Origin of the sequence: Streptomyces sp. NPDC018964 (genome assembly GCF_044390325.1) — a bacterium.
In the GTDB taxonomy this organism is placed as follows: Bacteria; Actinomycetota; Actinomycetes; order Streptomycetales; family Streptomycetaceae; genus Streptomyces.
Genome location: NZ_JBIRYZ010000026.1, coordinates 1 through 21119, shown reverse-complemented (window position 1 = coordinate 21119; position 21119 = coordinate 1). Strand labels below are relative to the sequence as shown.

Annotated in this window: 22 protein-coding genes and 1 tRNA gene; 11 read left to right on the top strand and 12 right to left on the bottom strand. The window is 71.5% G+C overall.

Annotated elements, in window-relative coordinates:
• Window positions 1–128: 128 nt before the first annotated feature.
• On the bottom strand, window positions 129–845 hold the full coding sequence (locus ACH5AO_RS31005) for a DUF461 domain-containing protein (RefSeq protein WP_398930428.1): 717 nt from the start codon (window positions 843–845) through the stop codon (window positions 129–131).
• 652 nt (window positions 846–1497) lie between these two features.
• On the opposite strand from ACH5AO_RS31005, the gene ACH5AO_RS31000 reads away from it, so the two are divergent.
• From ACH5AO_RS31000 to ACH5AO_RS30975, 6 genes are all read left to right on the top strand, one after another.
• Window positions 1498–1980, top strand: coding sequence for a CarD family transcriptional regulator (locus ACH5AO_RS31000; RefSeq protein ID WP_003953493.1), 483 nt, complete (start codon window positions 1498–1500; stop codon window positions 1978–1980).
• A 369-nt stretch (window positions 1981–2349) separates the two neighbouring features.
• The gene (ispD, locus tag ACH5AO_RS30995; protein ID WP_398930426.1) at window positions 2350–3135 is read left to right on the top strand and encodes a 2-C-methyl-D-erythritol 4-phosphate cytidylyltransferase; all 786 of its coding nucleotides are present in this window, start codon (window positions 2350–2352) and stop codon (window positions 3133–3135) included.
• Window positions 3125–3640 (top strand): 2-C-methyl-D-erythritol 2,4-cyclodiphosphate synthase, encoded by a 516-nt coding sequence (gene ispF, locus ACH5AO_RS30990; protein WP_398930424.1) that lies wholly within the window; start codon window positions 3125–3127, stop codon window positions 3638–3640. Before ispD ends, ispF begins: the two co-directional genes overlap by 11 nt.
• A gap of 141 nt (window positions 3641–3781) precedes the next feature.
• The gene (gene cysS / locus ACH5AO_RS30985) at window positions 3782–5182 is read left to right on the top strand and encodes a cysteine--tRNA ligase (RefSeq protein ID WP_398930422.1); all 1401 of its coding nucleotides are present in this window, start codon (window positions 3782–3784) and stop codon (window positions 5180–5182) included.
• 179 nt (window positions 5183–5361) lie between these two features.
• On the top strand, window positions 5362–6306 hold the full coding sequence (rlmB, locus tag ACH5AO_RS30980) for a 23S rRNA (guanosine(2251)-2'-O)-methyltransferase RlmB (protein ID WP_398930420.1): 945 nt from the start codon (window positions 5362–5364) through the stop codon (window positions 6304–6306).
• Window positions 6307–6424: 118 nt separating this feature from the next.
• Window positions 6425–8083, top strand: a complete 1659-nt coding sequence (locus ACH5AO_RS30975) for a DoxX family membrane protein (RefSeq protein ID WP_398930418.1) — start codon at window positions 6425–6427, stop codon at window positions 8081–8083.
• Window positions 8084–8168: 85 nt separating this feature from the next.
• Here ACH5AO_RS30975 and ACH5AO_RS30970 read toward each other — a convergent pair whose 3' ends face one another.
• The 5 genes from ACH5AO_RS30970 to ACH5AO_RS30950 all read right to left on the bottom strand — a co-directional run bounded on the left by ACH5AO_RS30970 (window position 8169) and on the right by ACH5AO_RS30950 (window position 12518).
• Window positions 8169–8618, bottom strand: coding sequence for a VOC family protein (locus ACH5AO_RS30970; RefSeq protein WP_398930416.1), 450 nt, complete (start codon window positions 8616–8618; stop codon window positions 8169–8171).
• Between the two features lie 61 nt (window positions 8619–8679).
• Window positions 8680–9411: an NDP-sugar synthase gene (locus ACH5AO_RS30965; protein ID WP_398930414.1), complete on the bottom strand. Its 732-nt coding sequence runs from the start codon at window positions 9409–9411 to the stop codon at window positions 8680–8682.
• A 210-nt stretch (window positions 9412–9621) separates the two neighbouring features.
• The gene (locus ACH5AO_RS30960) at window positions 9622–10065 is read right to left on the bottom strand and encodes a hypothetical protein (protein WP_398930412.1); all 444 of its coding nucleotides are present in this window, start codon (window positions 10063–10065) and stop codon (window positions 9622–9624) included.
• A 183-nt stretch (window positions 10066–10248) separates the two neighbouring features.
• Window positions 10249–11337: an ABC transporter ATP-binding protein gene (locus ACH5AO_RS30955; protein ID WP_398930410.1), complete on the bottom strand. Its 1089-nt coding sequence runs from the start codon at window positions 11335–11337 to the stop codon at window positions 10249–10251.
• Window positions 11338–11546: 209 nt separating this feature from the next.
• On the bottom strand, window positions 11547–12518 hold the full coding sequence (locus ACH5AO_RS30950; protein WP_398930408.1) for a helix-turn-helix transcriptional regulator: 972 nt from the start codon (window positions 12516–12518) through the stop codon (window positions 11547–11549).
• Window positions 12519–12609: 91 nt separating this feature from the next.
• On the opposite strand from ACH5AO_RS30950, the gene ACH5AO_RS30945 reads away from it, so the two are divergent.
• Window positions 12610–13020: a DUF3224 domain-containing protein gene (locus ACH5AO_RS30945; RefSeq protein WP_398930407.1), complete on the top strand. Its 411-nt coding sequence runs from the start codon at window positions 12610–12612 to the stop codon at window positions 13018–13020.
• A gap of 86 nt (window positions 13021–13106) precedes the next feature.
• A tRNA-Thr gene (locus tag ACH5AO_RS30940) sits at window positions 13107–13180 on the top strand.
• A gap of 36 nt (window positions 13181–13216) precedes the next feature.
• Here the strand turns inward: ACH5AO_RS30940 and ACH5AO_RS30935 are convergent.
• From ACH5AO_RS30935 to ACH5AO_RS30925, 3 genes are read right to left on the bottom strand one after another with little or no spacing between them, the layout of a single operon-like run.
• Window positions 13217–14131 (bottom strand): aminoglycoside phosphotransferase family protein, encoded by a 915-nt coding sequence (locus ACH5AO_RS30935; protein WP_398930618.1) that lies wholly within the window; start codon window positions 14129–14131, stop codon window positions 13217–13219.
• Entirely contained in the window at window positions 14128–15102 is a 975-nt protein-coding gene (locus tag ACH5AO_RS30930) for a zinc-binding dehydrogenase (RefSeq protein ID WP_398930405.1), read from the bottom strand. Before ACH5AO_RS30930 ends, ACH5AO_RS30935 begins: the two co-directional genes overlap by 4 nt.
• Before the next feature lie 55 nt (window positions 15103–15157).
• Entirely contained in the window at window positions 15158–16318 is a 1161-nt protein-coding gene (locus ACH5AO_RS30925) for an NAD(P)-binding protein (RefSeq protein WP_398930403.1), read from the bottom strand.
• Between the two features lie 133 nt (window positions 16319–16451).
• Between ACH5AO_RS30925 and ACH5AO_RS30920 the strand changes: the two genes are divergently transcribed.
• A complete protein-coding gene (locus tag ACH5AO_RS30920; RefSeq protein WP_398930401.1) occupies window positions 16452–17129 on the top strand; it encodes a pentapeptide repeat-containing protein in 678 nt (225 codons plus the stop codon).
• A gap of 10 nt (window positions 17130–17139) precedes the next feature.
• On the opposite strand, the gene ACH5AO_RS30915 is transcribed toward ACH5AO_RS30920, so the two are convergent.
• Window positions 17140–17640, bottom strand: coding sequence for a hypothetical protein (locus tag ACH5AO_RS30915; protein WP_398930616.1), 501 nt, complete (start codon window positions 17638–17640; stop codon window positions 17140–17142).
• Window positions 17641–17690: 50 nt separating this feature from the next.
• On the opposite strand from ACH5AO_RS30915, the gene ACH5AO_RS30910 reads away from it, so the two are divergent.
• Window positions 17691–19094 (top strand): M1 family metallopeptidase, encoded by a 1404-nt coding sequence (locus tag ACH5AO_RS30910; protein ID WP_398930399.1) that lies wholly within the window; start codon window positions 17691–17693, stop codon window positions 19092–19094.
• Between the two features lie 67 nt (window positions 19095–19161).
• Here ACH5AO_RS30910 and ACH5AO_RS30905 read toward each other — a convergent pair whose 3' ends face one another.
• Entirely contained in the window at window positions 19162–19737 is a 576-nt protein-coding gene (locus ACH5AO_RS30905) for a TerD family protein (protein WP_279539912.1), read from the bottom strand.
• Window positions 19738–19911: 174 nt separating this feature from the next.
• Between ACH5AO_RS30905 and arfB the strand changes: the two genes are divergently transcribed.
• Window positions 19912–20349 (top strand): alternative ribosome rescue aminoacyl-tRNA hydrolase ArfB, encoded by a 438-nt coding sequence (gene arfB, locus ACH5AO_RS30900; RefSeq protein WP_398930396.1) that lies wholly within the window; start codon window positions 19912–19914, stop codon window positions 20347–20349.
• Window positions 20350–20543: 194 nt separating this feature from the next.
• Here the strand turns inward: arfB and ACH5AO_RS30895 are convergent, their stop codons facing one another.
• Window positions 20544–21014, bottom strand: a complete 471-nt coding sequence (locus ACH5AO_RS30895; RefSeq protein WP_398930394.1) for a GNAT family N-acetyltransferase — start codon at window positions 21012–21014, stop codon at window positions 20544–20546.
• Window positions 21015–21119: the final 105 nt, after the last annotated feature.

Below are 21119 nucleotides of genomic sequence, written 5' to 3'. Positions count from 1 at the left end.
TGCCCGCAGCTACGGCGGCGCGACTGGCCGCAGCTCCAGCGGCACGACTGGCCGTAGCTACGGTGGCGTGACGCATTGAAGGGCGGGACCCCCTGTTCGGGGTCCCGCCCTTCAGTGTCGTACGAGTGTCAGTGGCTGGTCTGGGCGCTTGCGGAGGCGGCGTCGGTCGGGGTGCCCGACGGGGTGTCGGTCTCCGTCGACTCGCCGTTCTCGGCGTTCTCGCCGTCCTCCGAGGTGCCGGTGGCCTCGTCCGTGGTGTCGTCCGCCGGTTCGCCGGAGGACTCCGCCGAGGAGTCCGCAGACGGTTCCGTCGAGGCGCCCGGCGCGACCGGAGCCTCGGTCGGGCCCCACTTCTCGAAGAAGTGCTCGGCCGGGAAGACGAGCGCGCGCAGGCTCACGTCACCGGTCTCGCTGAAGGTGAAGGTGATCTTCTGGGCGTTGCCGTCCTGGACGGCCTCACGGCTGCTGGGCAGAACGGCGGCCGCGTTGCCCTCGCCGCCGAGGACCAGCGAGCCACCGGCCGGGACGGTGAGGCTGCCGCCCTCGGCGGGGGTCAGCTCGGCGGTCTTGCCGGTGCCGGGGACGGTGACCGACTCCAGCGTCTGGTCGGTGCGGCCCTCGTTGAACAGCGTGGCGGAGACGACCGCCGGGCCCGTCGACTCCAGGTCGGGCTGGGTGATGACCGTGGCGTTCTGGACCTTGATGGCGCCGACGGTCGTCGACGCGTTGTCCGGCTGGATCTCCAGGGTCTGGGCGTTGTGGCCGGCCGCGCACGCGGAGAGCGAGGCGATCGAGAACGCGATGGCGGCGGCGGCGAGAGCGCCGCGTCGAAGGCTGCTGCTCACGGCGGCGGCAACTCCTTGACTCGAGCGTTTGGCGACCGGGTGAAGCCGCCCTAAGGGTCTGTCAGCGGCCTCAGGTTACCGAGCCGTCCCCGCGCGGCCGCACCCGACCCTCCCGAGACGTCCCGCATCGGCCCGGGAAGGAGTGTCCGAAGCCCCGGTCGCCCGCCTCGTCGACGATCGGGAACGGGCCTACTCCGTGCCTTGAGGCGTAAGTGACTCACCAGTCACTTGGGTCACTTTCACGCCGTACTCCCGTGCCATTCCCATAGTGATCGAGCATTTCTCGCGAAGGAATGAGCGGAGGACTCCGGAATTGATCACCGGCTGCTCATCCTCACGGCGTGTGATCAATTCCGGATTCGACCGGAACCCGGCTCCGTGAGCCGAACGGAGTGGCGGAAGTCGAGCACTTGGAACCGGACATATGGGGATGTTCAGCCGCTCGTGTGAGGCTCCGGATGCGTGTAACGTACGCGTTTCGCTCGAGCCGGAGAGCCGCTCCGACCTGCGAATACCCGCTTCCGCTAGGTGTCCGCAGCACGTCCCTGTCGCTGTTGTCAAGCCCCGAGAATGGCCCTGACCTGCGAAAACGCCATTCAGAAGACGCCGTATCCGTGTTACCCTGGATAGCCACGGAAGGGGTACCTGTCACATGACGTTCAAGGTTGGCGACACCGTGGTCTATCCCCATCACGGGGCCGCGCTGATCGAGGCTATCGAAACTCGCCAGATCAAAGGCGTGGACAAGACCTACTTGGTGCTGAAGGTCGCCCAGGGTGACCTGACGGTACGTGTGCCAGCGGACAATGCGGAGTTCGTCGGCGTACGTGATGTGGTCGGTCAGGACGGGTTGGACCGGGTCTTCGAGGTGCTGCGCGCTCCGTACGCCGAGGAGCCCACGAACTGGTCCCGTCGTTACAAGGCAAATCTGGAGAAGCTCGCCTCGGGCGATGTCATCAAGGTCGCGGAAGTCGTGCGTGACCTGTGGCGTCGTGAGCGCGAGCGCGGACTCTCCGCCGGTGAGAAGCGCATGCTCGCCAAGGCGCGTCAGATCCTGGTCAGCGAGCTCGCCCTCGCGGAGAACACCAACGAGGACAAGGCCGAAGCCCTGCTCGACGAGGTTCTCGCCTCCTGAGACTCCCTGAGTCGCGGCTCGCACCCGCGGCCGGCTCCCGGCCGCAGCGAGCAGCGCACTCTCAGCACTCAGCACATCACCATGCCACGGTGCCCGATGACGTCATGGACGTCGCCGGGCGCTGTGGCATGTCCGCCCCCGGACACCTGCCCACGGGACACCCGCCCACACCGCGCTTGCGCCACACCGGGGAATGTGCCATGACTCACGTCCCCACCCCTGGTGCACCGGGCCCGGGAGGCCGGCTCGACCAGCGTCACGGAAGGGGCTGGTCAAGGCGGAACGCCCGGCACTCCCCCCGCTCCGGGAGCAGGGGGTACGCCCAGGCCATACCCACCTGGGCCGAGCACACAAACCTGACAGGAACCGATGTCTGACGATCCGCTCCCCCCGCCCTCGACGACCCCCGTACCCGGCCGCGCCACCAGCCGTGCGACCGCCCGGACGGCGGCCGTGATCCCGGCCGCCGGCCGCGGTGTACGCCTCGGCCCCGGCGCCCCCAAGGCCCTGCGCGCCCTGGGCGGCACGCCCATGCTCGTCCACGCCGTCCGCGCGATGGCCGACTCCCGCGCCGTCTCCCTGGTCGTCGTCGTGGCCCCGCCCGACGGCGCCCCCGAGGTCAAGTCGCTGCTCGACGCGCACGCGCTGCCCGACCGCACCGACTTCCTCGTGGTCCCCGGCGGCGAGAGCCGCCAGGAGTCCGTGAAACACGGCCTGGACGCGCTGCCGCCCGGCTACGACATCGTCCTGGTGCACGACGCCGCCCGCCCGCTCGTCCCCGTCGACACCGTCGACGCCGTCATCGAGGCCGTACGCGACGGAGCACCGGCCGTCGTGCCCGCCCTGCCGCTCGCCGACACCGTCAAACAGGTCGAGCCCGCCGCCCCGGGCGAACCGGAACCCGTGGTCGCCACCCCGGACCGCTCCCTGCTGCGGGCCGTGCAGACCCCCCAGGGCTTCGACCGGGACACCCTCGTGCGCGCGCACGGGACGGTGAAGGACGACGTCACCGACGACGCGAGCATGGTCGAACAGCTCGGCCTCACCGTCGTCACCGTCCCCGGCCACGAGGAGGCCTTCAAGGTCACCCGCCCCCTCGACCTGGTCCTCGCCGAGGCGGTCCTGGCCCGCAGGAGGCTCAACGATGGCTTCTGAGCGGACGACGGCCTCCGAGCAGCCGTACCCCCTGCCCCGGGTCGGCATCGGCACCGACATCCACGCCTTCGAGGACGGCCGCGAACTGTGGTGCGCCGGCCTGAAGTGGGAGGGCGAGGGCCCCGGCCTGGCCGGCCACTCCGACGCGGACGTCGTCGCCCACGCCGCCTGCAACGCCCTCTTCTCCGCCGCCGGCCTCGGCGACCTGGGGCAGCACTTCGGCACCGGCCGCCCCGAATGGTCCGGCGCGTCCGGCGTGACCCTGCTGACCGAGGCCGCGCGCATCGTCCGGGAGGCAGGCTTCCGCATCGGCAACATCGCCGTACAGGTGGTCGGACCCCGCCCGAAGATCGGCAAGCGCAGGGCGGAGGCGCAGCAGCTCCTCTCGGAAGCGGCCGGCGCCCCGGTCTCGGTCTCCGGCGCCACCACCGACGGCCTGGGATTCCCGGGAAGGGACGAGGGCCTCATGGCGGTGGCGACGGCACTCGTCGTCCACGAGGGATGACGGAACCCACCCGGTAGGGGCCGCGCCGACGCGCGGCTCCACCACGCGGACACGACCAGCCCTCACCGGGCCCCACGCGACATACGCCCCCGAAACCGCAGGAGGCGCACCGCACCTTCCCGCGCCCACTACCCTGGTGTCGTGACCATTCGCCTGTACGACACCAGCGCCCGGCAGATCCGTGACTTCACCCCGCTCCAGCCGGGTTGCGTCTCGATCTACCTGTGTGGTGCCACCGTGCAGGCGGCACCCCACATCGGGCACATCCGCTCGGGCCTGAACTTCGACATCATGCGCCGCTGGTTCGAGTACCGCGGCCTGTCGGTGACGTTCGTCCGCAACGTCACCGACATCGACGACAAGATCATCGCCAAGTCCGCCGAACAGGGCCGCCCCTGGTGGTCCATCGGCTACGACAACGAGCGCGCCTTCACCGACGGCTACCGCGCCCTCGGCTGCCTGCCCCCGACCTACGAACCGCGCGCCACCGGCCACATCACCGAGATGGTCGAGATGATGCGCGGCCTCATCGAACGCGGCCACGCCTACGCGGCCGACGGCAACGTGTACTTCGCCGTCACCTCGTTCCCCGAGTACCTGAAGCTGTCCAACCAGGAACTCGACAACCTGCTCCAGCCGTCCGCCGAGGGCGAGACCGGCAAGCGGGACCCGCGCGACTTCGCGATGTGGAAGGCGGCCAAGCCCGGCGAACCCAGCTGGGAGACGCCGTGGGGCCGCGGACGCCCCGGCTGGCACCTGGAGTGCTCGGCGATGGCGCACAAGTACCTCGGCGGCGCCTTCGACATCCACGGCGGCGGCCTCGACCTGATCTTCCCGCACCACGAGAACGAGATCGCCCAGGCCAAGGCCTACGGCGACGAGTTCGCCCGCTACTGGGTGCACAACGCCTGGGTCACCATGAGCGGCGAGAAGATGTCGAAGTCGCTCGGCAACAGCGTCCTGGTCTCCGAGATGGTCAAGCGCTGGCGGCCCATCGTGCTGCGTTACTACCTCGGCACCCCGCACTACCGGTCCATGATCGAGTACAGCGAGGAGGCCCTGCGCGAGGCCGAGTCCGCGTTCGCGCGGATCGAGGGCTTCGTGCAGCGCGTGGTGGAGAAGGCCGGAGGCGTCGTCGAACCCGCCACCGAGGTGCCGCCCGCGTTCGCCGAGGCGATGGACGACGACCTGGGCGTCCCGCAGGCGCTCGCCGTCGTGCACACCACCGTCCGGCAGGGCAACAGCGCACTGTCCGCCGACGACAAGGAGGAGGCCATCGCCCGCCTCGCCGAGGTCCGCGCCATGCTCGGCGTGCTCGGCCTCGACCCGCTCGACCCGCACTGGGCCGGCGAGACCGGCCGCGGCGAGGACCTCCACGGCGTGATCGACACCCTCGTCCGCATGGTCCTCGACCAGCGCGAGGCCGCCCGCGCCCGCAAGGACTGGCCCACCGCGGACGCCATCCGCGACCAGCTGAGCCAGTCCGGCCTGGTCATCGAGGACAGCCCGCAGGGGCCGCGCTGGAGCCTCGGCCCGCGCTGAGGAGCCAGGCCCCGACCGGCCCCGACCTCGGCATCCGAAGATCGACTGTGCCGTCCGGGCCTCCGGGCGGCACACTTCATAGGCACACGTCACAGACGTACGCACCAGGTGCGTACCTGATACGCACCAGGTACGCACACAAGCAGCACCACCCACGACTTCATGGAGACGGATACCTCATGGCCGCGAACAACCGCCGCATGTCCGGCAAGAAGGGCGCGCAGGTCGGCAGCGGCGGCCAGCGGCGCCGAGGCCTGGAAGGCAAGGGACCCACGCCGCCCGCCGAGATGCGCAAGGGACACGCCAAGCAGCGCGCCGCCCAGGCGAAGGCACGCCGCGCCCAGGGCGCCCGCCCGCAGCAGCGGCGCGGCGGGGGCCGCTCGGCCTCCGAACTCGTCGTCGGCCGCAACCCGGTCGTCGAGGCGCTGCGCGAGGGCGTGCCCGCGTCCACGCTCTACGTCCAGCAGTTCATCGACAACGACGAGCGGGTGCGCGAGGCGCTCCAGCTCGCGGCCGAACGCGGCGGCATCAACCTCATGGAGGCGCCGCGCCCCGAGCTCGACCGCATGACCAACGGCCTGAACCACCAGGGCCTGGTCCTCCAGGTCCCGCCGTACGAGTACGCGCACCCCGAGGACCTCGTCGCCAACGCCCACGACGAGGGTGAGGACCCGCTGATCGTCGCCCTCGACGGGGTCACCGACCCGCGCAACCTCGGCGCGGTCGTCCGGTCCGTCTCCGCGTTCGGCGGCCACGGCGTCGTCGTGCCCGAACGGCGCGCCGCCGGCATGACCGCCGGCGCCTGGAAGACGTCCGCCGGCACGGCCGCCCGTACGCCCGTCGCCCGCGCCACCAACCTGACGCGCGCCCTGGAGGCGTACAAGAAGGCCGGCATCGCGGTCGTCGGCCTGGCCGCCGACGGCGAGGCCGAGCTCGGCGACCTCGCCGCGCTGGACGGACCGGTCGTCATCGTCGTCGGCAGCGAGGGCAAGGGCCTCTCCCGACTGGTCGGCGAGACCTGCGACATCCGGGTCCGGATCCCGATGCCGGGCGGCGCGGAGTCGCTCAACGCCGGTGTGGCGGCGGGCATCGTGCTGTACGAGGCGGCGCGTCGGCGCGGCTGAACGGATGTTCTACGGGGTCACCCGTGCGGGGCGTTTCGGGTGGTCCGGGCAGGCTTGACGCGGTCCGGACACTTCCGACGGGTCAAGACAGTGTCCTAACGCCGTGTCACTCGGTTAGATGCGTGTGGACACCAGAACACCCCGCACACCCACGGGGGACCGCTCGTCGGGACTCGACGACGCTCCCGCGCTGAGCATGGTGAAGGTGCCGAGCGATCCGGCCCAGGTCATCGTCAATCACGCCAGCTTCCGCGTGCAGCTGGGCGCCTCGGCGCGGCGTGCCCCCCTGCCGCGGATCGCACGGCACGCGAGTGCCGCCGAGGAGACCGCCCGCATCCCCGTCGTCACCACCGTGGGCACGCCGGGCCAGGCACCCACCCGCCGTCGGCCCGTCGTCTGGAGCGGCCGGTCCGCACCCGACGACACCGGCGCCCACCGGCTGCTCCAGGCCGTACGGCACGAAGGCGTCCACCACGCCGACGAGCCGCTCGCCGACACCGGGGGCACCCAGGTCATCCCGCGCACCGGCACCGGGTACGACTACGCCGACGACCCGGCCACCCAGCCCATCGAAACCCCGTTCGTCGGCGCCCAGCGCCGCCCGGCCGACGGGCCCCTGCTGCCCCCGATGCGCACGGTCGGCAGCGCCTACGACGAACCCGCCTACGACGACCCCGCGTACCACGAGCCCGCCTACGACGACCCCGCGTACGGCGACGAGTCCGAGGACACCGGCCGGCGCGCCAGGCGGCACGGTGACGACGCGGCCCGGCACGCCTACTACCCCGGACGCCGGATGAACCTCGGCGTCGTCCTGCTCCCCCTGCGCGTCTTCCTCGGCGGCATCTCCGTCTACGCCGGGATGAGCAAGCTGTGCGACCCCCTCTACTTCGAGGGCGGCAAACGCGGCTCCATGGTCAAGTGGCTGCACACCCTGCACCCCTGGGAAGTCGCCGAACCGCTGCGCCAGTTCGCCCTCGAGCACCCCGTCGGCTCCGGCCTCGCCATCGCCTTCGCGCAGATCGTCGTGGGCGTCCTGACCGCCCTCGGCTGCTGGCAGCGCCTGGCCGCCGTCGTCGGGGCGGCGCTCTCGGCGGCCCTGCTGGTCACCGTCAGCTGGAAGAGCGTCCCCGCCTACGAGACGCCCGACATCATCTACCTCGCCGCCTGGTCACCGCTGATCATCGCGGGTGCCCCCGTCTACTCCGTCGACGGCCGCCTCGCGGGCGCAGCCTGGCGCCGGCTCGGCCCCCGCGCCGACATCTGGGACCTGCGCCGGTACGTGCTGCGCCGGGGCGCCCTGGTCACCTTCGTGGTCTGCGGGTTCAGCATGCTCGTCGGCTCACTGCTCGGCGGTGCCGTACGGGACGCCGACCGCGTGGTCGTCCCCGGACCCGGCGAAGCCCCGCGCAACGAGCTCCCCGGCTCCCCCCTGCCGGAGGAGTCCCACGAGCGCCGGAAGGAGAAGCAGACCCCGTCCGCCTCCACCTCGCCCACCCGGGACGCCACCTCGGACACGGCGAGCCCGTCCGCCGGCACCACCGCCCCCGGCGCGACCCAGGGCGTCGGAGCGGCCACCGGCGAACCCAGCCAGACCCAGGGCAGCACCGGTCAGGCCCCACCCCAGCAGTCCTCCCCGGCCGGTCAGGCACCGAGCACCACTTCCGGCCCCACCTCGGGCGGCGCCGGCACCTCCGGCGGCAGCGGCACACCGAGCGGGGGCAGCGGCGGTTCCTCCTCCGGGAGGCCGGGACTCGTGGGCGGCCTCCTGGGCTAGCTCGGCGTACGGCAGTGGGGTCCCGCATCTCGTCCGTGCGGGACCCCACTGCCGTGAAAAAGCGGTGACTACGGACGGCCGGCCGTCACGCCCCGCTCGCCCGGCCGCGCTGACGCAGTGCGATCCGGTTGCCGTCCGGGTCCACGGCCTCGATGCGCACCCCGAACGGGTAGTCCTCCGGCTCGGGCTGATCGAACGTCACGCCGCGGTCGCGCCACACCGCGAAGTCCTTCCGCAGATCGTCCGATTCCAGGAAGACCACACCGAGCGCCCTTCCGCCCGGCTCACCCGCGGCCGACTGCCCCGAGCCCGCCCCGTGCGGCCACAGGAGGAGCTCCGGAGCACTGCCCGGAACGCCCACCGTGAGGAAGCGTCCCTCGGGGCCCGAATGATCCGTGCGCTTCTCCAGGCCGAGCTGGTCCGTGTAGAACCTCAGCGCCCGGTCCTGGTCGGTCACGTTGATCGTCACGTACATGACGCTGGTCAGCATCGTGCGGTCCTCTCCTGCCACCCGTCCGACGCGGCGGGTCGCCACGTCGTGCCACCTCACTGACGGACGGCGGCCGGGCGATGTGACGGGCGGAAGGAAGAAGACGTCAACGGCCCTGCGCCGAGAGCTCCTTCGCCGCCTCCGTCAGGTCCTTCGCGGTGTCGATCGCCCGCCAGTAGGAGCCCTGGGGGATCGGGAAACCGGCCAGGCGGCGCTCACGCGCCAGACGCGGGAACGTGGTGCGCTCGTGATCGCCGCGCTCCGGGAGCAGGCCGGCGAACTCGGAGGAGAAGACGTACACGCCCGCGTTGATCTCGAAGGTCGACGGCGGAGCCTCGATGAAGTCGGTGATGTGCCCGAAGCCGTCCGTGCGCACCGCGCCCCACGGGATGCGCGGACGGGCCAGGGCGAGGGTCGCGACGGCGTCCCGCTCGGTGTGGAAGTCGGCCATGTCACGCAGCGAGAAACGGGTCCAGATGTCGCCGTTGGTGGCGTACCAGGGCCGGTCCGGGTGCGGGAGGTGAGCGGCGGCGTACTTCAGGCCGCCGCCGCGGCCGAGGGGTTCCGTCTCGACGACGGTGGTGACGGAGAGGGGCAGGTCGGCGGTGTCCAGCCACTTCTGCAGGACCTCGGCGAGGTGACCGCAGGAGACCACCACGTCCGTCACGCCCTCCTCGGCGAGCCAGGAGAGCTGGTGGCCGATGATCGGGGTTCCCGTGCCGGGGATCTCGACCATCGGCTTGGGACGGTCGTCGGTGTACGGACGAAGCCGGGATCCCTGACCTCCGGCCAGGACTACGGCCTGTACGGGGCGGGCGACGGCACGCGGATCGGTCATGCCCGCACTTTACGCGGCGCGGCGTTCGGGGTTTTTACAGGTGCCCTGTGCCGGTGCGGGGGGCGTTCGCGCGGCCCGGCGTTCGCGGGGGGTCTCCCCAAGGGGAGACCCCGGCCCACCCGTACCGCCCCGGGGTGCCTCCCAGGCCTTCAAGCCAGGGACTGGGGAAGGCGCGACCGCCCGCGGAAGACGGCGGCAGGCCGGGCGGGTTCAGTGGGCGGCTGTGGTGACGCCCGAGGCGAAGGAGGTGTCACAGACCGGGCGGGCGTAGGACTGGGCCTTGGTGGGGCCGTAGACGCGGACCGCCGCCTTGCCGAGGGCGCGGGCGATGGACGCGCAGTGCTCCGCCAGCGACGGGCGGTCGTTCACGGCCTGCTGGAGGTGGGTGAGCGCCACGCCCGGGTCCTCCTCCTGCAGTTCGATCAGCAACTTGTCCCGCAACACGTGCTGCGGCGCCCGGACGTCGGCACGGGAGGACGCGTCGGAGGCGGCCGCGAGCACCGGGCTCGAGGAGGCTCCCGACCAGTTGACCCGAGCGACCGCGAGAGTCCCGGAGAACACCAGGACGACGGGCAGGACGAAGGCGAGGGAACGGCCGATCCGGCGGGCGGGGCCCCGGCCGCGACGCGTCTGACGGTTCGTGGAGTGCTTCACGCGAGCGAGGGTAGCGCCCAGTGGCGACAAGAAAACATTCCGTCACCGTTACGGGGGATACGGAGCCCGATAAACCGGTTGGCATGTTGACGAACACGGTCGAAATGGCCGGTATGCCGGGGTATTTGTCGACAACGCGAAGGGCCCCGCGACGATCCGCGGGGCCCTTCGCGTGAAACGGCGTCAGTCGGACAGGCGCGCACCGGTCGACGTCGAGAACACGTGGGTCTCACCCGAACGCGGCACGACGTGCAGCTGGCTGCCCTTCTCCGGCACCTCACGGCCACCCACGCGGACGACGATGTCCTTGGACTCGCCACCGACCTGCGCGGTGCCGTACACGAACGCGTCGGAGCCCAGCTCCTCGACGACGTTCACGGTGACCGCGAGACCCTGGTCGGAGTCGGCGCCGGCCACGTCGAAGTGCTCGGGACGGATACCCACGGTCACGGTCTTGTCACTGGTCGCCGAGAGCGCGTCACGCTGCACCGGCACCACCGAGTTGCCGAACTTCACACCACCGTCGGCGATCGGGACCTCCACCAGGTTCATCGCCGGGGAACCGATGAAGCCGGCGACGAACAGGTTCGCGGGCTTGTCGTACATGTTCCGCGGGGTGTCGACCTGCTGCAGCAGACCGTCCTTCAGGACCGCGACACGGTCACCCATGGTCAGGGCCTCGACCTGGTCGTGCGTGACGTAGACCGTGGTGATGCCCAGACGGCGCTGCAGCGACGCGATCTGCGTACGGGTGGACACACGGAGCTTGGCGTCCAGGTTGGACAGCGGCTCGTCCATGAGGAACACCTGCGGCTCACGCACGATCGCACGGCCCATCGCCACACGCTGACGCTGACCACCGGAGAGCGCCTTCGGCTTGCGGTCCAGGTACTCGGTCAGGTCGAGGATCTTCGCGGCCTCCTCGACCTTCTGCCGGATCTCCGCCTTGTTGACACCCGCGATCTTGAGCGCGAAGCCCATGTTGTCCGCGACCGTCATGTGCGGGTAGAGCGCGTAGTTCTGGAACACCATGGCGATGTCCCGGTCCTTCGGCGGCAGGTGCGTGACGTCGCGGTCACCGATGCGGATCGCACCGCCGTTGACGTCCTCGAGCCCCGCGAGCATGCGGAGCGAGGTCGACTTGCCGCAACCGGACGGACCGACCAGGACGAGGAACTCGCCGTCCGCGATCTCGATGTCGAGGGCGTCGACGGCGGGCTTGGTGGAACCGGGGTAGACCCGGGTCGCCTTGTCGAACGTGACAGTGGCCATGGTGAATGGTCCCCTTCTACCGGCAGGAACGTGCCGGACGATCCGAGTAGGAAGGTGAAGCCACGACGGAGACTCCGCTGTGGTGTGGTCCACACGAGTGAACTGGCACAGGACGGTACCCGGCGTTCACCTGGTTGTCAGTAGTTCCAGGGCTGTGAATTTCGTGGAAACTTTCGACCACGGCGGTGACTGTCGTGTTTCGTACGTGATCACCGCTCGCTCGCGTAGCGGTCCGCCAGCACCCCCACCGCCGTCGCGACCGCCTCCCGCAGCCCTGCCGGGCCGAGCACCTCCGCCTCGACGCCGAGCCGCAGCAGGTCGCCGGTGGCGACCGACTCCGACTCGACGGCCAGCTCCACCTCCACCCAGCCCCGCTCGTCCGCCGGCCCCGCGTCCGCGAGCGCCCGCGCCCCCGCCGCCCCGAACTGCATCGGCAGCAGCTTCTGCCCGCGCGGTGAGAGTCGCACCCGGGCCGTGCCCTGCCGCATCGCCGCCTCCATCCGCCGGGACGACTCCGTCCAGTACGCGGCCAGGTCGAAGCCCGCGGGCCGGATGAACTCCTCGCCCGTCTCCGCCACCGCCTGGAACCGCGACACCCGGTAGGTGCGCACCGCGTCGTCCGCCAGCGCCACCAGGTACCAGATGCCGCCCTTCAGCACGAGCCCCAGCGGACGCACCTCCCGGTGCACCTCGCCGCGCCAGCGCCGGTAGTGGGTCTCCAGCACCCTGCGCTCCCACACGGCCCGCGCGATCGGCTCCAGGTACGGCACGGGGTCGGCGTCCCGGAACCAGGCCGGCGCGTCCAGGTGGAACCGCTCGCGCACCCGCCGCGCCTGGTCCGCCAGTTCGCCCGGCAGGGAGGCCTCCACCTTCAGCTGGGCGCTCGCCAGTACGGCACCCAGACCCAAGTCCCTGGCCGGTCCCGGCAGTCCCGCGAGGACCAGCGAACCGGCCTCCGCGTCCGTCAGCCCGGTGAGCCGCGTGCGGTAGCCCTCCACCAGGCGGTAGCCGCCCTCCGGCCCGCGTTCGGCCCGCACCGGCACCCCGGAGGCGCCGAGCGCCTCGATGTCCCGGTACACGGTGCGCACCGACACCTCCAGCTCGGCCGCCAGTTCGGGGGCGGTCATCCGGCCGCGGTTCTGCAGCAGCAGGAGCAGGGAGAGGAGCCGGTCGGCGCGCATGGGAGCCATTGTCCCGCCGTACCTGACAGAGGATGTCAGGTACGGCGGGAAGGGTGGGGCACACCGTCGTCCACCCCGGAAGGGAACGTCCATGCCCACCACCGAGACCACCGGCCACTTCACCTTCGCCGACTGGAAGGAGAGCCCCGTCACCGAGGAGGGTGTTCTCCCCCGTCTCGCGCACGCCACGGTCACCAACGCCTTCTCGGGCGGCATCGAGGCCGAGGCCACGACCTGCGACTACGCGATCACCTACCTGACCGGCGGAACCGGCACCTTCGCCGGAATGGAGCTCGTCGCCGGCCGGGTCGACGGCCGGTCCGGCACCTTCGTCCTGGAGGAGCGCGGCCGCTTCGAGCCCGACGGCACCGTCCACTGCGCCTTCGAGGTCGTCGAGGGCTCGGGCACCGGGGAGCTGACCGGCCTGCGCGGCACGGGCGGGTTCACCTACCGGCACGGGGAGACGGAGGTGGCGTACACCTTCGAGTACGACTTGGGGTGAACGGGCGGGACCTCGTCCCACAAGTGCGTGGCCCGGCGAAACCGGCTCTGTGTACAGTGGACCAGCCTTCGCGCGCGCCGCGCGGCGCCTCCTTAGCTCAGTTGGCCAGAGCAACGCACTTGTAATGCGTAGGTCGTCGGTTCGAATCCGACAGGGGGCTCAGTGAAACCCCAGGTCAGGTCTGACCTGGGGTTTTTCATGCCGTAAGACCGCGTAGCCGACGGGCGATCTCCAGGTCCGTCTCGTCCAGCGGACGGCCCTCCTCGACCTCCCACAGGCAGTTCTGCAGCAGCCGCCCGTACGTCCACGCGCGTGCCCGCGCGCGGTCCAGGGCGAGGACGTCGGTCATGGCGTCGAAGCGCCAGGTGACGTCGTCGGGGTCGAAGCGGTTGGCGAGGGCGGGCCAGAGGTCGAAGCCGGGGTCGCCGGCCAGGGGTTTGGGGTCGATGGCGAGCCAGGGGGCGCGGTCGGAGGCGAGGACGTTCTCGTCGTGCAGGTCCCAGTGGAGGAGGCGGTCGCCGGGTTCGCCGGTGACCTCGCGTACGGCGGCGGCGCAGTCGGCGACGAGGCGGCGGGCGGCCGGGTCCGGGATGCGGTCCAGGACGGCGGGGGTCCGTTCCAGCATGGCGGGCGCGATGTCGCGGAGGTGGCGCATGCCTTCGGGGGCCGGGGTGGTGTGGAGGTGGGCGAGGAGGCTGGCGATGACCAGGACGGCCTCGTGGACGTCTTCCTGGTGGGCGAGCATGCGGGTGGCGTCGAGGCGTTCCAGGAGCATGGTGCCGGTGGGTTCGTCGTGGTCGAGGAGGCGGACCGCGCCGTCGCCGTTCCACAGGCGCAGGGCGACCGGTTCGCCGTCGGTCTCGTGGTCGCGGACCTGGAGCTTGAGCACGGCGGGTGTGCCGTCCGCGCGGTCGACGGGGAGGACCAGGGCGCTCACGCCGTGCATGGGCGCGCCGGTGACGCGCAGGTTCCAGCGGTGCAGGAAGGCGTCGGTGAGGTCGGGGAGGGCGGCGATGAAGGCGCGGCCGGCCTCCTTGTTGAACTTCTCCTGGGCGGCGGCGAGTTCTGCGGGAACGTCGATCACCTCTCGCACAGTAGTGGCACCCGTTATGGCTCCAGGACGACTTTTCCGGTCGTGGCCCTGTTCTCCAGGGCGCGGTGGGCGGCGGCGGCCTCGGCGAGGGGGAAGCGGTGCACGGCGGGGGTGAGCCTGCCCTCGGCGGCCTCGGTGAGGGCGCGCAGTTCGAGGGTGCGGACGGGGTCGGGGCCGCCTGCCCTGCGCATCATCTCGGGGCCGAGGACGTTGGTCGAGAGGCCCTCGACGAGGTAGGGGCTGTCGCTGCTGATGCCTTGGGAGGACCAGCCGAACACGATGTGGCGGCCGTCGGGGGCGAGGAGGTCGATCGCCGTGCGGGCGGTGTCGCCGCCGACGCCGTCGTAGACGAGGGTGATCTTGCCGCGGTGGGTGTCGAGTCGTTCGGGCCAGTGGGGGTCCGTGTAGTCGATGGCGAGGTCGGCGCCGTTGGCTGTCACCCGGGCGGTTTTCGTGGGGCCGCCGGCGAGGCCGATGACGGTGGCGCCGGCGTTCTTGGCGTATTGCACGAGGAGGGTGCCGATGCCGCCGGCCGCGGCCGGGACGAGGACCACGTCCGTGGGGCCGGGTTCGGCGAACTGCACGATTCCCATCGCCGTGCGGCCTGTGCCGATCATGGCGACGGCTTCGGCGAAGTCGAGGCGTTCGGGGATGTCGTGGAGTCGGTCGGCGTCGGTGACGGCGAGTTCCGCGTAGCCGCCGGGTGCGAAGCCGAGGTGGGCGACCACGCGGCGGCCCAGCAGGTCTTCGGAGGTGTTGTCGCCGAGTGCGTCGACGATTCCGGCGATCTCGCGGCCGGGGACGGTCGGCAGGGTGGCGGGGGCCGGGGCGGGTCCTCGCATGCCCTCGCGGAGGGCTGTGTCCAGGAGGTGGACGCCGGCCGCGCGGACGGCGATGCGGACCTGTCCGGGGCCCGGCCTGGGGTCCTCGGTCTCTTCGTAGGTGAGGTTTTCGGCTGGTCCGAAGGTGTGCAGGCGGATGGCGTGCATGGAGGGTCCCCTCAGGGGTCGGGTCGTGTGCTGTTGCGGCTTCCACGGTGTGACCTCAAGCGCGCTTGAGGTCAAGGGTGTTCCGGCCGAGGGCGAGGGAGACGGCCGTCAGGGCGCTGTTGAAGGAGACCTCGGAGAGCACGCCGGGGGCGGCGACCTGGTCGCCGGCGAGGTAGACGCCGTCGCCGCGGTCGACGGCGGGGCGGTCGCGCCAGCTGGTGCCGGGCAGGTCGACGGCGCCGGTGCGGCCGTTCGCCACCGTCTCCCGCCGCCAGGTGGTCCGTTGCCGCCAGCCCTGGAAGGCGAGGTCGAGCAGTTCCTCCGCGCGGGCGGTGCCGTCCGCCTTGGTCTCGTGGGGGCCGATCGGGATCTGGCCCTGGATCAGCTGTTCGCCGGCGGGGGCGAGGGTGCGGTCCTGGGCGGTGAAGCGCTCCAGCCAGCCGGGCGCGTCGAGGTCGGACACGGCGAACGCGTCACCGCGCCGGGTGCGTACGGCGAGGTCGACCAGGACGGTGCGGCCGCTCGGCCAGGTCAGTGAGGGGTCGCCGAGGAGGCGGTGGGCGGAGTCGAGCGAGGTGGCGACGACGACGGGGGTGTCGGTGGGCAGGGTGTGGACGCGGGACAGCGTCTCCACGCGCACGCCGAGGTTCCACGCGTGGGCGGCCATCCGGTCGATGAGTCCGCCCCAGCCGCCGCGCGGGTAGTGGGCCTCCGGGGGCAGTTTGGTGGCGCGGCGCAGGCGTTCCTGCACGAACGCGGCGGACAGGGCGCCCGGGTCGTGGTGGAACAGTGCGACCGCGGCGTAGTGGGCGGCGGCCCGTGCGCCTTCTTCGCCGGCGATGCCGGTGGCCCAGGTGAGGAAGTCGGTGTCGACGGGGGCCTGGGCGGTGCCGCGGCGCAGGAGTTTCAGCAGGGCGAGGGGCGGGGTGCGGCGCAGGGTGCCCCGGTGGCGGAGGCGTAGCCGGGCCGCCTCGAGGGGCGGGAGCGGGGCGAGGGGGCCGATGAGGCCGCGCTGCCGGAGCCAGGTCCAGTGCGGGCCGCCGTTGTAGAGGGCGTGGGGTCCCTCGTTCGTCCGGTAGGGGCCTTCGGCGGTGCGGGCCCGGCCGCCGAGGGTGTGGTGGGCTTCGTGGACGGTGACCTTGGCGCCCGCTTCGGCGGCGGTGATGGCCGCGGTGAGTCCGGCGAAGCCGCCGCCGATGACGGTGATGGGGTGCATGGCTGGGGGTCTCCCTCGGTCGGGGTCGCCTTCCGGCTTTGCACAGAGGACGGTGTGGGGGTGCGGAAATGTGACATGTGCGGGGTTCTCGCAGGTCGGGGGGATTGTCAGTGGTGGGGTGCAGCATGGGGGCATGGCGAGGAGAGCGGTGGGCGGTACGGGTGTGAAGGGGGCGAGGCGTCCTGAGGTGCGGTTGCCCGCGCTGGAGCGGTGGGAGGGGGGTGGGCTGGAGCCGGACGGGGATTACGACGGGCTGGAGTTCCGGGAGGCGGACTTCGCCGGGCAGGACGGTGGCGGGGCGCGTTTCATGGACTGCGCGCTGACGGGATGCGCGCTGGACGAGGCGCGGTTGTCCCGGGTGCGGGTGCTGGATTCGGTGCTCGTCGGTGTCCGGGGCGTGGGTACCGATCTGGCCGAGGCGACCCTGCGCGATGTGGAGCTGACGGACGCGCGGCTCGGGGGGACGCGGTTGCACGGGGCGGTGCTGGAGCGGGTGCTGGTGCGGGGCGGGAAGATCGATTTCCTGAATCTGCGGTCGGCCCGGCTCAAGGACGTCGTCTTCGAGGGGTGTGTCCTGGTCGAGCCGGACTTCGGCGGGGCGCTGCTGGAGCGTGTGGAGTTCGTGGACTGCGCGCTGAAGGGCGCGGACCTCTCGGGGGCCGTGCTGAAGGACGTGGACCTGCGTGGGGCCGCGCCGCTGGAGATCGCGCGGGGGGCGGACCGGTTGTCGGGGGCGGTGATCGGCACGGGGCAGTTGCTGGATCTGGCGCCGGTGCTGGCGGGGGAGCTGGGGATCAGGGTGGAGGACTGAGGGGAGGGGGTTACTTCACGCGGGGGAAGCGGGCCTGGAGGGTCCAGATGGCCGGGTTCTCGCCGAGGTCCTCGTGGAGGTCGGTCAGGTCGGCGAGGAGGTCGTGGAGGAAGTCGCGGGCCTCGCGGCGGAGTTCGGTGTGGGAGAAGGTCAGCGGGGGTTCGGAGGCGGGCAGCCACTCCGCTTCGATGTCCACCCAGCCGAAGCGGCGTTCGAAGAGCAGGCGGTCGGTGGACTCGGTGAAGTCCAGTTCCGCGTGCTGGGGGCGGGAGGCCCGGGAGCCGGCCGGGTCCCGGTCGACGAGCTCCACGATGTCGCACAGGGCCCACGCGAAGTCGAGCACCGGCACCCATCCCCAGGCCGTGGACAGCTCGCGGTCCGATGTGGTGTCGGCGAGGTAGACGTCGCCGCAGAACAGGTCGTGCCGCAGGGCGTGGACGTCCGCGCGGCGGTAGTCGGTCTGCGGGGGGTCGGGGAAGCGGTTGGAGAGGGCGTAGCCGATGTCGAGCACGGGGGTGATGGTGTCACGCCGTGACGCGTCGGTCCTCATAGGATCCTGGAGTGCGTTTCCACCGTCCCGGTTCCCGCAGTGTCGTCGCCGCCCTGCTCGTGGCGTCCGTGGCCGCCTGCGGGGATGGTTCCGGGGCTCCCGCCGGCAGCTCCGGTGTGGGGGATCCGTATTTCCCGAAGGCCGGTAACGGTGGTTACGACGTCGGTCACTACGCCCTTGACCTCGTCTACGATCCTCGCGCGCGTCATCTCACCGGCACCGCGACGATCACCGCCCGTGCGACGGAGAGTCTTTCCGCGCTGAACCTCGACCTCAAGGGCCTCGACGTCGAGGAGGTCTCCGTCGACGGTGTGGCCGCCCGCTGGAGACGGGCGGGGCAGGAGCTGACCGTCCGCCCGCGCGAGGCGGTGGACGGCACCTTCCGGGTGACCGTCCGTTACTCCGGCGCCCCGGTGACCGTCACCGATCCGGACGGTTCCGAGGAGGGCTGGCTGCGTACCGCCGACGGGGCGCTGGCGTTGGGGGAGCCGGTGGGGTCGATGGCGTGGTTCCCGGGCAATCACCATCCCTCCGACAAGGCGACGTACGCCGTCGCGGTGACGGTGCCGGAGGGGTTGCGGGCGGTGTCCAACGGGGAGCCGGCCGGTGAGGAGCGGAAGGGGAGCCGTACGACGTACCGGTGGCGCACCGGGGAGCCGATGGCGAGCTACCTCACGACGCTGGCCATCGGCAGGTACGAGGTCCGTCGTACGGTGACCGCCGGTGGGCTGCCCGTGTACACGGCCGTCGATCCGGAGCAGGCGGGGGCGAGCCGTGCGGTCCTGGCGCGGATCCCCGAGGTGCTGGAGTGGGCGGAGCGGACCTTCGGCCCGTACCCCTTCTCCTCCGCGGGTGCGGTCGTCGAGCGTCCCGAGGACGCCGGGTACGCCCTGGAGACCCAGAGCCGGCCGGTTTTCCCCGGTGCTCCCGACATCGTGCTGCTGGTCCACGAGATCGCCCACCAGTGGTACGGCGACTCCGTGACCCCGCGCACCTGGCGGGACATGTGGCTCAACGAGGGTTTCGCGACGTACGCGCAGTGGCTGTGGCAGGAGGAGCACGGGGGCGACAGCGCACAGCGGATCTTCGACCTGCTGTATGCCGGTTCGTATTTCCCGGACGCGGGGACGAACGAGGCGTTGTGGTCCTTCCCGCCGGCCGAGCCGCCGGGCGCGGCGGACATCTCGGCCACTCCCGTGTACTGGCGTGGTGCGATGGTGCTGCACAAGGTGCGGCAGAGGGTCGGTGACGACGCCTTCCGTGCCCTGCTCCGGGGCTGGGCGCGGGAGCACCGGTACGGAAACGCGGACACCGGTGACTTCACGGCGTACGTGGAGGAGTCGGCCCCCCGTGAGGACTTCACCGGGATCTGGGAGGACTGGCTGTACGGGGAGGGGCGGCCGGAGCGGCCCTGAGGGTGTGCCGGAGGCCCCGGCCGGGCGGGATGCCGGGCCGGGGCTCCGCTGTGGAAGCGGGTGTCCGTCAGACGTTCACGCCGAAGTCCTGGGCGATGCCCACGAGGCCCGAGGCGTAGCCCTGGCCGACGGCGCGGAACTTCCACTCCGCGCCGTTGCGGTACAGCTCGCCGAAGACCATGGCGGTCTCGGTGGCGGCGTCCTCCGACAGGTCGTAGCGGGCGATCTCGGCGCCGCCGGCCTGGTTGACGATGCGGATGTAGGCGTTGCGGACCTGGCCGAAGTTCTGCGAGCGGTTCTCGGCGTCGTAGATCGAGACCGGGAAGACGATCTTGTCGACGTCGGCGGGGAGCCCGGCGAGGTTGACGTTGATCGCCTCGTCGTCGCCGGCGCCCTCGCCGGTGCGGTTGTCGCCGGTGTGGACGATGGTGCTGTCCGGGGTCTGCTTGTTGTTGAAGAACACGAAGTGGGCGTCGGAGTAGACCTTGCCCTGCGTGTTGACCGCGATCGCCGAGGCGTCGAGGTCGAAGTCCGTGCCGGTGGTGGTGCGGACGTCCCAGCCGAGGCCCACGGTGACGGCGGTCAGGCCCGGAGCCTCCTTGGTGAGCGAGACGTTGCCACCCTTGGACAGGCTTACAGCCATTGTTGGGAGTCCCTTCCCTCGTTTACGTACGGCCTAGAAGCTACAGCTACCCCATTGAACGCGGAGAGGGGTGCGAGAGGTTCCAGGTCGCTTTACTTTCTTTACCCGTGTCGCGGGGGCCGGAGTTCGGGGTCCGGGATATTCGGGTGACGTGGCCCGGTCAGGGGCGGGAACATGGACGTCATGTCCGGTCCCTATGTCATCCGCGGTTCCGTCTCCCTGCCCGAGGCCGAGCTCATGTGGCGTTTCTCGCGGTCGTCCGGGCCCGGTGGACAGCATGTGAACACCAGTGACTCCCAGGTCGAGCTGCGTTTCGATCTCGCCCGTACCGAGGCGCTGCCCGAGGTGTGGAAGCGGCGGGCGCTGGAGCGGCTGGCCGGGCGGCTGACCGGTGGTGTGATCACCGTTCGTGCTTCGGAGCACCGTTCGCAGTGGCGCAACCGGGAGGCGGCGGCGGTGCGGCTGGCGGCGCTGCTGGCGGAGGCGAGCGCGCCGCCGCCGAAGCCGCGCAGGCCTACCCGCATTCCGCGCGGGATCAACGAGCGGCGGTTGCGGGAGAAGAAGCAGCGGTCGGAGACGAAGCGGGGGCGCTCCGCGCGGGACTGGGGGTGACCCCCCCCCGGTTCTCCCTGGGCGTGGCCCTGGCCCCCGAGGTGTGACCCCGGCCCTCCGAGGTGTGACCCCGGCCACCGGTGGCTCCTGCGGAGGTGTCGGACCGGAGGTCCGGGGGACGCCGCGTGAGGGTCCCTGCGGGTCCGTGGTGGCTGGTCGCGCAGTTCCCCGCGCCCCTTTCGGGGCCCTGTGGTTCAGCCCAGGTCCAGCACGCCCACCGTCTCGCCCTCGGCGACCTCGCCGTTCTTGCGGAAGCCCAGGCCCAGGTAGAAGCCCTCGGGGCCGTTGTCGCCGGGGTGCCAGGTGACGTGGAACTCTCGCGTGCCCCGGCGGCGGAGTTCCCCGGCCACCGACTCCACGGCGAACCGCCCGTACCCCTTGCCCTGTTCCTCCGCCGCGATGTTCAGCCGCCACAGGCCGGAGCGGATGGCGCTGCCGTCGTCGTGCCAGTCGATGTCGAGGAAGGCCATCAGGAAGCCGACCGCGCGGTCACCGTCCATGATCAGGCGGGGCCAGGCCTTACCGGGATGCACGTAAGCCTCGGCGAGGGAGTCCGCCACCGGGTCGACCGCGAATTCCTGGTCGGGGCGGACCCGTATGCCGAGGGCGGCCTTGAGGTTCTTCGGTGTGATCTCTTCGAGGCGAGGTGCGGTGGTCGTCGTCACCCGGGCACCCTACTGAGGTTGAACTCGTGATGTCGCTGGATTGCTCAGGCGGGTCGGATGGTCAGGCCGGTCTCGGCGAGGCAGCCGTCTATGAGGTCGCTGCGG

Excerpts from the sequence above, each read along its gene's own strand:
- ACH5AO_RS31000 (WP_003953493.1), top strand. The coding sequence starts at position 1,498 with ATGACGTTCAAGGTTGGCGACACCGTGGTCTATCCCCATCACGGGGCC.
- ispD (WP_398930426.1), top strand. The coding sequence starts at position 2,350 with ATGTCTGACGATCCGCTCCCCCCGCCCTCGACGACCCCCGTACCCGGC.
- ispF (WP_398930424.1), top strand. The coding sequence starts at position 3,125 with ATGGCTTCTGAGCGGACGACGGCCTCCGAGCAGCCGTACCCCCTGCCC.
- rlmB (WP_398930420.1), top strand. The coding sequence starts at position 5,362 with ATGGCCGCGAACAACCGCCGCATGTCCGGCAAGAAGGGCGCGCAGGTC.
- ACH5AO_RS30975 (WP_398930418.1), top strand. The coding sequence starts at position 6,425 with ATGCGTGTGGACACCAGAACACCCCGCACACCCACGGGGGACCGCTCG.
- ACH5AO_RS30965 (WP_398930414.1), bottom strand. The coding sequence starts at position 9,411 with ATGACCGATCCGCGTGCCGTCGCCCGCCCCGTACAGGCCGTAGTCCTG.
- ACH5AO_RS30955 (WP_398930410.1), bottom strand. The coding sequence starts at position 11,337 with ATGGCCACTGTCACGTTCGACAAGGCGACCCGGGTCTACCCCGGTTCC.
- ACH5AO_RS30950 (WP_398930408.1), bottom strand. The coding sequence starts at position 12,518 with ATGCGCGCCGACCGGCTCCTCTCCCTGCTCCTGCTGCTGCAGAACCGC.
- ACH5AO_RS30945 (WP_398930407.1), top strand. The coding sequence starts at position 12,610 with ATGCCCACCACCGAGACCACCGGCCACTTCACCTTCGCCGACTGGAAG.
- ACH5AO_RS30930 (WP_398930405.1), bottom strand. The coding sequence starts at position 15,102 with ATGCACGCCATCCGCCTGCACACCTTCGGACCAGCCGAAAACCTCACC.
- ACH5AO_RS30925 (WP_398930403.1), bottom strand. The coding sequence starts at position 16,318 with ATGCACCCCATCACCGTCATCGGCGGCGGCTTCGCCGGACTCACCGCG.
- ACH5AO_RS30920 (WP_398930401.1), top strand. The coding sequence starts at position 16,452 with ATGGCGAGGAGAGCGGTGGGCGGTACGGGTGTGAAGGGGGCGAGGCGT.
- ACH5AO_RS30905 (WP_279539912.1), bottom strand. The coding sequence starts at position 19,737 with ATGGCTGTAAGCCTGTCCAAGGGTGGCAACGTCTCGCTCACCAAGGAG.
- arfB (WP_398930396.1), top strand. The coding sequence starts at position 19,912 with ATGGACGTCATGTCCGGTCCCTATGTCATCCGCGGTTCCGTCTCCCTG.